The organism is Synergistaceae bacterium, assembly GCA_012521675.1.
Lineage (GTDB): Bacteria > Synergistota > Synergistia > Synergistales > Aminobacteriaceae > JAAYLU01.
Window position 1 is genome coordinate 1 of sequence record JAAYLU010000002.1, and the last position, 12049, is coordinate 12049.

The 12049-nt window shown below is 57.3% G+C and carries 15 protein-coding genes; all 15 read left to right on the forward strand.

Annotation, left to right across the window (positions count from 1 at the left end; genetic code table 11):
* Nucleotides 1-154 precede the first annotated feature (154 nt).
* Nucleotides 155-1627, forward strand: a complete 1473-nt coding sequence (locus tag GX181_00095; protein ID NLM70345.1) for an excinuclease ABC subunit UvrC — start codon at nt 155-157, stop codon at nt 1625-1627.
* Nucleotides 1624-2085: a 6,7-dimethyl-8-ribityllumazine synthase gene (locus GX181_00100; protein NLM70346.1), complete on the forward strand. Its 462-nt coding sequence runs from the start codon at nt 1624-1626 to the stop codon at nt 2083-2085. Before GX181_00095 ends, GX181_00100 begins: the two co-directional genes overlap by 4 nt.
* On the forward strand, nt 2078-3361 hold the full coding sequence (gene serS, locus GX181_00105; protein ID NLM70347.1) for a serine--tRNA ligase: 1284 nt from the start codon (nt 2078-2080) through the stop codon (nt 3359-3361). The genes GX181_00100 and serS overlap by 8 nt, the downstream gene beginning before the upstream one ends.
* 187 nt (nt 3362-3548) lie before the next feature.
* Entirely contained in the window at nt 3549-5195 is a 1647-nt protein-coding gene (locus tag GX181_00110; GenBank protein ID NLM70348.1) for a WecB/TagA/CpsF family glycosyltransferase, read from the forward strand.
* A 322-nt stretch (nt 5196-5517) separates the two neighbouring features.
* Complete coding sequence (locus GX181_00115; protein ID NLM70349.1) at nt 5518-5979, forward strand: 23S rRNA (pseudouridine(1915)-N(3))-methyltransferase RlmH; 462 nt, start codon at nt 5518-5520, stop codon at nt 5977-5979.
* A gap of 19 nt (nt 5980-5998) precedes the next feature.
* Complete coding sequence (locus tag GX181_00120) at nt 5999-6304, forward strand: YbaB/EbfC family nucleoid-associated protein (GenBank protein NLM70350.1); 306 nt, start codon at nt 5999-6001, stop codon at nt 6302-6304.
* A 16-nt stretch (nt 6305-6320) separates the two neighbouring features.
* Nucleotides 6321-6944: a recombination protein RecR gene (recR, locus tag GX181_00125; protein NLM70351.1), complete on the forward strand. Its 624-nt coding sequence runs from the start codon at nt 6321-6323 to the stop codon at nt 6942-6944.
* Between the two features lie 40 nt (nt 6945-6984).
* The gene (locus GX181_00130; protein NLM70352.1) at nt 6985-8166 is read left to right on the forward strand and encodes a TRAM domain-containing protein; all 1182 of its coding nucleotides are present in this window, start codon (nt 6985-6987) and stop codon (nt 8164-8166) included.
* Nucleotides 8163-9323, forward strand: a complete 1161-nt coding sequence (ispF, locus tag GX181_00135; protein ID NLM70353.1) for a 2-C-methyl-D-erythritol 2,4-cyclodiphosphate synthase — start codon at nt 8163-8165, stop codon at nt 9321-9323. Before GX181_00130 ends, ispF begins: the two co-directional genes overlap by 4 nt.
* Nucleotides 9324-9358: 35 nt before the next feature.
* Nucleotides 9359-9547, forward strand: a complete 189-nt coding sequence (locus GX181_00140) for a hypothetical protein (GenBank protein ID NLM70354.1) — start codon at nt 9359-9361, stop codon at nt 9545-9547.
* Between the two features lie 109 nt (nt 9548-9656).
* Entirely contained in the window at nt 9657-10178 is a 522-nt protein-coding gene (locus GX181_00145; GenBank protein NLM70355.1) for a ribosome maturation factor RimP, read from the forward strand.
* Nucleotide 10179: 1 nt separating this feature from the next.
* Nucleotides 10180-11283 (forward strand): transcription termination/antitermination protein NusA, encoded by a 1104-nt coding sequence (gene nusA / locus GX181_00150; GenBank protein ID NLM70356.1) that lies wholly within the window; start codon nt 10180-10182, stop codon nt 11281-11283.
* 2 nt (nt 11284-11285) lie between these two features.
* Nucleotides 11286-11582, forward strand: coding sequence for a YlxR family protein (locus GX181_00155; GenBank protein NLM70357.1), 297 nt, complete (start codon nt 11286-11288; stop codon nt 11580-11582).
* A complete protein-coding gene (locus GX181_00160; GenBank protein NLM70358.1) occupies nt 11579-11917 on the forward strand; it encodes a hypothetical protein in 339 nt (112 codons plus the stop codon). Before GX181_00155 ends, GX181_00160 begins: the two co-directional genes overlap by 4 nt.
* Nucleotides 11910-12049 (forward strand): hypothetical protein (locus tag GX181_00165; protein ID NLM70359.1); only part of this gene is annotated, 140 nt, incomplete at its 3' end. The genes GX181_00160 and GX181_00165, both read left to right, overlap by 8 nt.

The following is a 12049-nucleotide window of genomic DNA, read 5'->3' on the forward strand; positions in this document are numbered from 1 at the left end:
CCCTCTTTGAGGGGGACGAACGGCTCTTTCTTTCGTGTCAGGTCATTATAAAGCGTTAAACCCATCTCCACGCACCTCCAATGCTTTCTGACGGGTATTATATAATAATGCTATGAGGAGCGCATGTTTATCTCTCCCTGTATTAGGAGGAGCCATGGCTGGAGAGCATGTTAAAAATCTATTGAAAAATCTCCCGGACAGGCCGGGGGTCTACTTGATGCGCGATTCGGAGGGCATGGTGCTCTACGTGGGCAAGGCAAAGTCGCTGAAAAGAAGGGTCGCCTCCTACTTCAGGCACGAGTCCTTCGCATCGCCGCGCCTGAGGAAGTTGGTTGCCTCGATCGACGACATCTCCGTGATAAGGACCGAGACCGAGGTGGAGGCTCTAATCCTGGAGGCCAAGCTGATCCGAAAGTATTCGCCCTTCTTCAACGTGAACCTGAAGATGAACGACAGGTACCCCTACATAAAGATAACGTCGGAGACCTTCCCGCGCATCGTGATCACCCGCAAGAAGATCGAGGGGGACGGGCTGTACTTCGGGCCATACGTGAGCGTCGGCGACGTCCGGTCGCTGCTGAGGCTGATTGAGAGGTACTTCCCCTTGAGGATCTGCGCCCGGGAGATCGACCGGAACGGGGGGGGAAAGAAGGTCCGCCCCTGCCTGCATCACGCGCTGGGCAGGTGCATGGGCGTCTGCGCCGGACTGGCCACGGCGTCGGAGTACCGTGAAAGAGTGGATGACGTGATCCTGCTTCTGCAGGGGCAGTCCGCCGAGGTGGTCGAGAGGTTGAGAAAAAGGATGGACAGGGCCGCGAGCTCGTTGAACTTCGAAGAGGCGGCGAGGCTCCGCGACACCATCCGCGCGATATGGCGAGTGTCCAGGCAGAGGGTGTCGCAGCCCCTGCGGGAGGAGTTCGACGGCGACATGTGGATTCGCCTGAACCGCCTGCAGGAGCTGCTGAATCTTCCCGTGCTACCGTGGAGGATCGACGGGTTCGACATCTCGCACATGTCGGGAAGGGAGACGTACGGCGTGGTGGTCGTCTTCGAGCAGGGGATCCCGAACCGCTCGCTGTACCGTCGATTCAGGATAAGGACCGTTGAAGGCGTCGACGATTTTCGCTCGATCGAAGAGACGGTCGAGCGGCGCTATAAAAAAGTCCTGGAGGGCAAGGAGCCCCTGCCTCAGCTGATCCTGATAGACGGAGGCCCTGTTCAGCTTGATTTCGCCAGAAGAGCTCTCTCAAGGCTGGGGCTTGATAATACCCCCTCCATATCCCTGGCAAAAGAGGAGGAACTGATATACCATAGCATTGGAGAAGATGACCCCTTGCGGCTGGACAGGGGAGATGAAGTTCTTCGCCTGCTTCAGAGCGTACGCGACGAGGCGCACAGGTTCGCCGTCGAAAGCCACCGTTCGGCAAGAGGTGCTAGGCTGCGCAGAAGCGCGCTGGAGGACGTGCCGGGGATCGGGAAGCATCGTGCCGCACAGCTTCTGGGTCACTTCGGCAGCGCAAGGGCTATCGCCGGGATGACGGTGGAGGAGCTGTCAACCGCCCCCGGAATAGGCAGGGCCACCGCGACGCGGGTGTTGAACTATCTGAAGGAGGAGTACCGGGAATGAAGTTTATGGAGGGCGGGCTTTCGGCGGAGGGGATGCGCTTCTGCATCGTCGTCTCGCGGAGGGAGGTATTCTTTGGCGAGCAGCTGCTCGCCGGGGCCAAGGACTCGCTTCTACGGCACGGAGTCTCTCACCGCGGAATCGACGTGCTCAAAACGCCAAGTCCCTGGGAGATACCCCTCGCGGCTAAGGAGGCTGCACTGTCGGGAAGGTACGACGCGATAATCGCCCTCGGCATCGAGACGGCGGGGGACCACGAGAACAGGGCGGTCTACGAGAGTTTGGCGTCGATCTGCCTTGCCCAGAGAGTGCCGATCTCGTTGGGAATTCTTCCGTCCCGATTGGAGCTACCGATCTCGGAGGCCTGCAACAGAGGATCCGAAGCGGCCACCGCCGCGATCGAGATGGCAAATTTGCTGAAACAGATGAGAAATATAAAGGAGGCCGTTGCTGATGCTTGATATAAGATGGATAAGATCGAACGTGGACGAGGTTAAGACATTTCTTGCCAACAGGCGAAACGACTTCGAAGTAGAGCCTCTTTTAGCCTTGGACGACGAGAGGCGCGCGCTTCTGACCGAGACCGAGGAGCTGAAGGCCCGCAGAAACGAAGGGGCGAAAAAGGTCGGAGCAGCGAAGAGCAGAGGCGAGGACGCGACCGAGCTCATGGAGGAGATGCGGGTCCTGGGGGAGCAAGTCCGGGAGGCGGACGCCAAGATGGCCGAGATAGACGAAAAGCTGAACTTCATGCTCCTGTGCATCCCCAACAGGCCTCACGAGTCGGTCCCGGTCGGAGAGGACGAGAACGACAACCTGGAGGTCAGGAGATGGGGAGAGCCGAAGCGCTTCCCATTCGAGCCGAAAGCCCACTGGGATATAGGAGAGGGCACCGGGATTCTGGACTTCGAGAGGGGCGCCGCGCTGGCCCAGAGCAGGTTCACCGTGCTGAAGGGCATGGGCGCGCGCCTGGAGAGGGCGTTGATCAACTTCATGCTCGACCTGCAGACGAAGGAGCATGGCTATCTCGAGGTTCAGCCCCCCTTCCTGGTGAACAGCAAGACGATGCAGGGGACGGGCAACCTCCCCAAGTTCGCGGACGACCTCTACAAGTGCGAGAACGACGACCTGTGGTTGATACCCACGGCGGAGGTGCCCCTGACAAATCTCTTCGCCGGGGAGATCATAGACGAAGACCAGCTTCCCTACTACTGCACCGCCTACACACCGTGCTTCCGGCGGGAGGCCGGCTCTCACGGACGGGACGTCAGGGGTATGCTGCGGCAGCACCAGTTCGACAAGGTCGAGCTGGTCAAACTGACGACGCCGGAGAAGAGCTACGAGGAACACGAGAAGCTGACCGACAATGCCGAGGAAGTGCTGCGCAGGCTGGAGATCCCCTTCCGCACCGTCTGCCTATGCACGGGGGACATGGGATTCGGCGCCAGCAAGACCTATGACATCGAGGTGTGGCTGCCGTCGCAGGACAAGTACCGCGAGATAAGCTCATGCAGCAACTGCGAGGACTTTCAGGCCAGGCGGATGAACACCAGGTACCGTCCCAAAGAGGGAGGGAGGCCGAGGCTGGTCCACACGCTGAACGGCTCGGGCATCGCAGTCGGACGCACCCTTATCGCCGTGCTTGAGAACTACCAGCGCGAGGACGGGTCCGTGGAGATACCGAAGGCCCTGGTACCCTACATGGGCGGCATAAAGGAGATACCAGCAAAGCCGGTTTGAGCAAGAATTTGAAATTTCGATGGAAATCACACTGGATTCCTGTTATCATATAGGTTCGATAGAGTTCTGATCCTCAGAGGGGGCCTTGATCCTTATGAGTGCGGCTATGTACTCTTCCGATACGGTGGTCTGCACTTTGCTGCTCCTGTTGCCCTGTTTTATTGTCCAGCGGGCGTGCAGGAGGATGATGGATAACGCGCAGTACAACTATTTCCGCGACCTGACCCTGATCGGTGCGTGGATAATTGCAGCTGTGTGCGTCGGTGGTCCCTCATCGCGCTTCATCGTGGCCACGGCAGCCATCTCGGCGGTCTTCGGAATGGTGCAGCATATATATCCTAATGCGCTTTGGAAGCCGGTCTACTTGCTGATAGGCTTCGCATTCGCGTTTTTTGGCCCGAGGATAGCCTTCATCGGACTGCCCGCAGGAGAGTACCTCTTCCTGACTCCGGAGGTCTCGGTGCTGATAACCGCTCTGTGGGTCTCCGCGTTCCCGGTCCTGCTGCAAGAACTGGACAATATCCCGGGGATGACCGGTCACATGCTTGCGATCTCCTTCTCACTGATGCTCCTGGCAACCCTCTTCTCGGGGCAAGACCTGCGCGAGGCCTTCTTCATGTCCTTCACCGGGCTGATGCTGCTCGGTGTCTTCTGGAGCAGGCATGGACACATGTACCGCAAGATGGGCACATCCCTGTCGGCCATGTGGGGGATACTGGTCGCCGGCACCTCGGTGCTCGGAGTGAGCAAGGGCATCACGTTCGGCGCGCTGATGATCCTCCCGCTAGGCCTCTTCGCGATTCCCATAGCAGAGACAACGCTTAACTTTATGAACCGGGTAATCTCCTCGAAGTCGAACAATGCCGCCGTCCTTTACAGCAAGCTGATCGGAAAAGGGCTGGACCACCCAAGTGCTGTTCGTTTCATAACCAGCCTGTGCGCGCTGGGAGGCTCGGTAGTCGCGATATCCCAGCTTACACGTCCAATGTCGATGGTGCTGGTCGCGAGCCTTGCCGTTCTTCTTGCGGGTTTGACCATAATCCCGGCCATCAAGAACATGAAGGAGAACACGGACATGCCCAGGAAGCCGTCTATATGGCATACCAGGATCGACAACGTCTCAATGAACTACGCTCTTTCCAAGGCCCGCGGCTTTGCCTCGCCGGGAGGCGGCGCAAGACTGGTGGCCACGGTAAACGCCCTGGCGGTAATGGAGGCGGAGAAGGACGAAAGATACGCCTCCGCCCTTGCCGACTCCTACTTGACGCTGGCGGACGGCACCGGCTTGGTCTGGGCGCTGAAGCTGCTGGGCACTCCCGTGCAGGAGAGAGTCACGGGAATAGACTACATGATCGGACTCGCAAGGATGGCCGCCGTCGAGGGATGGCCGGTCTACTTCCTAGGGGCTCGCCCGGGGATAGCAAAGAAAGCGGCTGAAAAAATGAAGACGAGGTTCACCGGGCTTATCATTGCCGGGTTTAGGGACGGCTTTTTCGAGGCCGACGACGATTCGGTGACGAGGGAGATCAGGGAAAGCGGTGCAAAGATTCTTTTCGTTGCCATGGGCATACCCAAACAGGAGATCTGGGTGCACGAAAATGCGGAAAAACTCGGAGACCTTGTCGCAGTAGGAGTGGGAGGTGCATTCGACGTCCTGTCCGGGTCCTTGAAACGGGCGCCGCTCTTCCTGCAAAAGGTCGGGCTCGAGTGGTTCTATCGCCTCTTGCAGGAGCCGTGGAGATGGAAGAAGGACTTGGATCTCTTCGTATTCGTATTCAAAGTCCTGCTCACGAAGATCGGCTTCTATTCTCCGAAGAGAGAGGATAGGTCTTGATGTACGGCCGCGCGCTCTTCCCGGCTTCGTAATGGACGGTACATCTTGTGTCGATTGCGCGGACGCGCTGATGACTCATGGTTAGGCGAGACATGATACGCGCCCCTGCAGTAGGCGATGGGGCGCTTTTTTTTCTGCTCTCTCGGGCATCCTGTGTCGGTCGCTTGGTGAGACCCCTCCTCACTTTGGTCGTCGGGATGACAAAATAACGAAAAAGGTTCGGGCTCAAGATTGCGGAAAAGACGCTGGATCGAGATGACAGAAAGGGTTATTGTATTGAACGACTGTGTTGACCTCCGACCGGGACGGCGAGGCTGAGGACTTGAAGATAACTGTTTTGACAGTGGGAAAACCTAAGGATCGCTGCTTGGCGGAGCTCGCCGAGCGCTATCTCTCAAGAATGCGTCCCTTTGCACCTGTGGCGCTGGAGAGCGTCGCCGAGTCCAGGGACTTGCAACCGGAGAGGAAAATCGATCAAGAAGGGGAGGCTATTACCAGGGCCCTTCGGGACAGGGATTTTGTCGTCGTTCTTGACGAAAAGGGAACTGGCCTGGACAGTGTCTCTCTTTCCAACTGGCTTGAGAACACCATGAAAGAGGAGCCGGGCAGGATTGTGTTCGTCATCGGAGGGGCTTTCGGTCTTTCCGAGCGGGTCATGCGGAGAAGCGCATTTTCGCTCTCTCTTTCCGCTATGACTCTGCCGCACGAGTTGTGCCTGGTCTTCTTTCTTGAGCAGCTTTATCGTGCCTTTTCCATCATAAAAGGCACAAAATACCACCATTAATCGAAAGGAAGATAGCCTCGTGAAGATGGACAAGATCATGAAACAGGCCCAGAAGATGCAGACGCAGGTAGCGAAGATACAGGAAGAGCTGGCCAATGAGATGGTCGAGGGCAGCGCGGGGGGCGGCATGGTCAAGGTGACGGCTAACGGTCAGGGAGATATTTTCTCCGTCAGCATCGAGCCCGAGGTCGCGGGCGACGATGTAGAAATGTTGGAGGATCTCGTCCTGGCGGCGGTCAACGATGCCCTGAGAAAGAGCAAGGAGTTGGCCAACAGTCGAATGGGGCAGATCGCGAGCGGTATGGGCATACCGGGGCTCTTTTAATCCGGGGAGTTGAAAGGTGTCTCTGCCCGAGTCGTTTGAGAAATTGGCCCTGCTGTTCAGGAAGATGCCGAACGTCGGATCGAAAAGCGCCCGCCGCATGGCCTTCTACGTGCTTCAGCAGCCGCCCTCCTATGCGGATGAGCTGGCGCGGCTTCTCGTCGCGCTTAAAGAGAAGATACACCCTTGTTCCATTTGCGGAAACATAACGGATTCCGATCCATGCTCTATCTGTTCCGATCCGCTGAGGGACAGGAGATCCCTGTGCGTCGTGGAGACGATCGAAGATCTTTTCAGCATTGAGACGGCTGGGGTATTCTCCGGCCTTTACCACGTCCTGGGTGGACGAGTATCCCCCCTGGATGGAGAGACCATCGATGACAAGCGGCTGTCCGACCTGAGAAAGAGGGTCTTGAACGGAGAGATCGAGGAGGTGATAATCGCGACGAACCCGCGCATCGAGGGCGATCTGACCTATCATGCGATCGTTGACTACATCGGACCCGTGGACATTCACATATCGAGGATAGCCTACGGTCTTCCGGTCGGCGGCAGCATAGAGTTCGCCGACAGGACGACGCTGCAGGCCGCGATGGAGTCCCGTGTTCGATTGAAGATAAGCGCCGCTGAAGAGCAATCGTAAAGGCGGCCCTGAAATTGTTGAGAGGAAGCGAGGTGAGATCATGACGGAAGGCTTTGGCAAATTGGTCCAGTTCTTCTTCTCCGGTCTTATGGTCTTCATAGGAGGAATGGTAGGCGCTCAGATCGCCTGGCTTCTCCTGCCCCTGATACCGGTGGACTGGTTTCTGGCGGGGAAAGAGTGGCTTCCCCTTTGGCTGCCGGGAAGGATCGTCTTCACGGTGTTATGCGTGTCTTTATTTGCTTTTGTGGGCTTGATGTTTTCCCCCTTGGTCATCCGACTGCTCGGGTTGATCGGCGCATCGATCGAAATGCAGCTCAAGAACGCAAGCTGGTCGGAGTTGACCGCGGCCACGGCCGGCATAATAATCGGACTTCTGATCGCCAACCTGATAGCCATGCCCTTCTCGGATCTTCCATTGGGGAGCTATGTAGCCGTGGTGTTGAACGTCGTGCTGGCCTACCTGGGAGCGAGCATCCTGCTGAAGAGGCAGAGCGAGATGCAGGGTGTCCTGACTCCCATCAAAGGGATCAGGGAGCGTCTCTCCATGATAAAAACGCAGCAACAGAAGGGCGAGGATGGCCGTGCGGACGACATGGGATCCTGGGAGATTCCGAAAAAGATCCTGGACACGAGCGTGATAATCGACGGTCGCATTCTGGATGTCGCCAGAACCGGCTTTTTAGAGGGTATAATCTTGATCCCCCAGTTTGTCCTTCATGAGCTACAGTCCGTTGCCGACTCCACCGACCCGTCCAGGAGGACCAGGGGCAGGCGCGGCATGGACGTTGTGAACGAGCTGCAAAGGCTGGCTGATACCAGGGTGGAGATCGCTGACCTTACTTTGAGAGACCTCGAGGCCGAGTCCGTGGACAGTGCGCTAGTCGTCTTGGCCGAGAGATTGTCTGGTCAGATAATGACCACCGACTACAACCTGAACAAGCTGGCCCAGATCCAGGGCATCCCGGTGCTGAACGTCAACGACCTTGCAAACGCCATGAAGCCGATGCTTCTGCCCGGCGAGACGATAATCATCGACGTGATAAGAGAGGGCAAAGAGCCCCAACAGGGGGTTGGATACCTTGACGACGGCACCATGTTCGTCGTCGAGGACGGAGAGGCTTATATCGGAAAGCGAGTGGAGGTCGTGGTGACGTCCATGCTTCAGACATCGGCCGGGAGGATGGTATTCGGCAGGATAAGAAGGGAAGTCCGCGCTCCGTGAAGGATGTTTCTTTCGTAGTTGTCGCGGGCGGAAAAGGAGAGAGGACCGGAGGGTCGGTCCCGAAGCAATTTCGACCGTTGGCCGGCTTTCCCCTCTGGAGATGGAGCGTGAACACGGCAGAAAGACTCTTTCTGCGAGGTCTCGTGAAAGAATGCGTGCTGGTACTGCCCGCAGGCGACCTCGACTCGACAGGACGCGAGGTCCGCTCCTTCAAGGTGCCCGTCGTCGTGACTGCAGGCGGGGCGGAGAGGCAGGAATCCGTTCTAAGAGGAATCGACGCTGCCTCGGGAGAGTACGTGCTGATCCACGACGGCGCCCGTCCGTTTTTGTCCGTCTCGCTGGCGGAGCGTCTTGTCGCCGCGCTTGACCGGGAACATGGCGTGCTTCCCCTTCTTCCCGTGTCAGACGCACTGAAGCTGTCGGACGAGGATGGAGCTCTCTCTCCTTTTCCAAGGGAGAACCTGTGGATCACCCAGACGCCGCAGGGTTTCCCAAGGAAGGCGCTGATCAGCGTCCTGAGGTCCCACTCAGGAGGCGCGAAGGACGAGGGAGAGGCTTGGAGCGATTCCGGACTCCCGCTCCGGTCGGTCAAGGGCGAGCGGACGAACATTAAAATTACCTGGGAGGAGGACTTTGCCATGGCCGAGGGCATTGCCCAACGAGCCTTCAGGACGGGCATCGGCTACGACATTCACCCTCTTGTGCCGGGCAGAAGATATATCCTGGGAGGGGTGGAGTTTCCTGATTTTCCCCTCGGTTTTTCAGGGCACTCCGATGGTGACGTCCTCGTCCACGCCGTGTGCGACGCCCTGTTGGGCGCCGCGGGGCTGGGCGATATTGGAATGTTATACCCGGCTAGCGACGACAAGTACAAGGATATGGCGAGCACGATACTGCTCAAGGATGTCGTGGATAGGGTGGAGGGCGAAGGTTGGTCGCTCGAATGGATCGACTGCGTCATAAGCGCGCAGCTGCCAAGGCTCGCCCCGTCGTTGCCTCGGATGATCGAGACTATGGAGGGGTTTTTTCCCGCCTCGTGGAGAGGGAGGCTGCATCTGAAGGCCAAGTCGGGCGAGGGAATAGGCGACGTGGGATACTCTCGTTCGGTTGTGTGCCGATCCGTCGCCACCCTCTCAAAGCCAGGTCATGCCTTCTGATGTCTCGGCCGATGCTCATCAAGGGGGAGATGTCCGTGAGAGAGAAGAAAGTGTTCGAGCGGAACAAATACGAAGACCTCATGTACTGGCCCGGAGTCATTTCTCTTCCGGAACTCGAAGAGGAGGCCATCGGGGATGAAGTCCTGTACGACGAGAGTTCGATAGAGTACGAGGTCTACCTCGATGAATGGTGGGAGGATTTCGTATCCGCCTTTTATCTTTAGGCGTCGAAATATCGATGTCTTATCTTCTTTCTTGTGCTATAATCCTTACAGTCGGATTTTTCGCTGTCCTTTCAAAGAGTGGGGCCTCCCACTCTTTGTTTTTTAAGATGTGAAAAGCGGGGCGATGATGGTGGTATACAGCGACAGGAGCTCTTTCCTTCCTCTGCGCGATATTGTGGAAAAACTGGGTTACGAGTGCGTCGGCATCGAGCTGGTCAATGACGGGGGCGCGGCGTTTTTAAGGGTGTATATAGATACCCTGGGCGGCGTTCAGGTTAAGGACTGCGAGCTGGTCTCCAGGTCGTTGAGCTCGTTTTTGGACCAGAACAGCGAGCTTGTGCCCGGAAAATACTTCCTCGAGGTGAGCTCGCCCGGAATAGAGCGTCCGCTTTTCAACATAGAGGACTACAGGCGCTTCGCTGGCAGGAAGGTGAGGCTGAAGATGCGCCCCTCGGTCCGGGGAAGAAAAGTCCTGCGGGGTGTCATTCTCTCGGCGGAGAACGACAAGGTCGAGATCATGCCTGAATCGGATCAAGAGGGAGAAGGGACGCCCACCGGCATTCCCTTAGGAGACATTTCCCGGGGAAACCTTGTTTACGAGGATGACAAGAGCAAAAGGAGGAGTTCATAAAATGCAGCTTGGTCGCGACTTCGCTCGCGCTCTTGCGCAGATAGTCAAGGAGCGGGGTCTTTCTCAGGAGATAATTGAAGCAAGCCTTGAGGCCGCTTTGATTTCCGCATATAAAAAGTACCAGAGCGGGAGCCAGGATGTCGAGGTGCATATCGACTCCGAAAGCGGAGAGATCTCTATCTGCGAGGTGAGGCAGGTGGTGGAGGAGATCACCGCTCCCGACTCGCAGATATCGCTTGAAGAGGCTCAGTCCAAGGGTTTCCTCGACGTCACGGAGGGCGACTACGTACGGATAGAGCGCAATCCGGAGAATTTCGGCCGCATAGCGGCGCAGACCGCTCGGCAGGTGATAATACAGAGGCTCAAGGACGCGGAGCGCCAGATAATCTTCGAGGAGTTCTCCGACAGGGTGGGAGACCTGGTCACGGGAGTGGTCTTCAAGTCTGAGAACGACCAGGTCCTGATAAGGTTGAACGATAGGACGGAGGCCATTCTGCCCAGGGAGGAAAGGATCGTCGGCGAGGAATATATACCGGGCGACAGGATAAAATTCTACCTCCTGGACGTCAGGCAGACGACCAGGGGGCCGAGGATCGTGGTCTCGAGAACGCACCCGGGGCTGCTACGCAAGCTGCTTGAACTGGAAGTGCCCGAGATACACGATGGGGTCATAGATATAAAGAATATCGTCCGCGAAGCCGGCACAAGGGCGAAGGTCGCGGTTCAGACTCTCGATATGAATGTCGACCCGGTGGGCGCGTGCGTCGGAAACAACGGGGTCAGGATCAAGTCGATAAGCAGGGAGCTCAACGGGGAGAAGGTCGATATCATAGTATGGAACAGCGACCCCCTGCAGTACGTGCGCAACTCCCTTTCACCGGCCAAGGTGGTTAAGATCGAGCCGATTCTCGAACAGGAAAAGGCCGTTACTGTGTACGCCCGTCCTGAACAGCTCTCGCTCGCCATAGGAAAGGCCGGCCAGAACGTCCGCCTTGCGGCCCGGCTGACGGGATGGAAGATCGACATAGTCGCCCTGGAGCCGGAGAGGATGCCCACTTTGCACGATATCTTTCAGGATATCATTGAGGAGGAGGGCTCCAAATAAGTATTTCCCGACAGAAGCGACGCCGTCCGAGGACCTGCGTGGGCTGCCGAGAGGAGTCGCCTAAACGAGAGATGCTCCGAATCGTCAGGACGCCGGACGGGGAGGTGAAGGCCGACCCCGCCGGAAGGTGCCCCGGGAGGGGTGCCTACCTCTGTTACTCGGAGGATTGCCTGGCAGCGGCCAGGAGCAGGGATTCTCTGTCCAAGGCCCTTAAGACCAGGGTGGAGCAGGTCTTCTACGATGAACTCTTGGAGATCGTCCGAACGAAGGACGAAACAGGGGCGCCCGCGGAACCGTGAGAAGGGATTTAGTCGGCTCGTTGCTGTCGTATCTCGGCCTAGCACGCCGCTCCGGTGTGCTCATCATCGGCCAGGATAATGTAAAATCATCCTTGGCGCGTCGTGAAAAACTGCTGCTGCTCTTCTCGGACACGAACTCGGCGTTTTTCAGATCCATTCGGAGCAGGCTCGACGAGGAGGGCGTAGTTGTGGTAGCGCCGGGCAATATTACAGGCGAGGAGCTGTCATCTGCGATAGGGGCTAAAAATGTAAAAGTGGTTGCTTTACCGTTACGCAGCGGTTTTGCCAAGAAGATACTGCAACTGCTTGCGGAAGGGGGAAAAGACATTGAGTAAGATCAGAATTTACGAACTAGCAAAGATGCTGGGAGAGAGCAACAAAGTCCTGATCGATCATCTAACCGACCTCGGCATCAACGTCAAAAGCCATATGAGTTCCATAGACAAGGAAACAGCTCGGCTCTTGGA

What these genes read in the sequence shown, in the direction of transcription:
- GX181_00095 (NLM70345.1), top strand. Translation starts at nt 155, where the DNA reads ATGGCTGGAGAGCATGTTAAAAATCTATTGAAAAATCTCCCGGACAGG.
- GX181_00100 (NLM70346.1), top strand. Translation starts at nt 1,624, where the DNA reads ATGAAGTTTATGGAGGGCGGGCTTTCGGCGGAGGGGATGCGCTTCTGC.
- serS (NLM70347.1), top strand. Translation starts at nt 2,078, where the DNA reads ATGCTTGATATAAGATGGATAAGATCGAACGTGGACGAGGTTAAGACA.
- GX181_00110 (NLM70348.1), top strand. Translation starts at nt 3,549, where the DNA reads ATGGATAACGCGCAGTACAACTATTTCCGCGACCTGACCCTGATCGGT.
- GX181_00130 (NLM70352.1), top strand. Translation starts at nt 6,985, where the DNA reads ATGACGGAAGGCTTTGGCAAATTGGTCCAGTTCTTCTTCTCCGGTCTT.
- nusA (NLM70356.1), top strand. Translation starts at nt 10,180, where the DNA reads ATGCAGCTTGGTCGCGACTTCGCTCGCGCTCTTGCGCAGATAGTCAAG.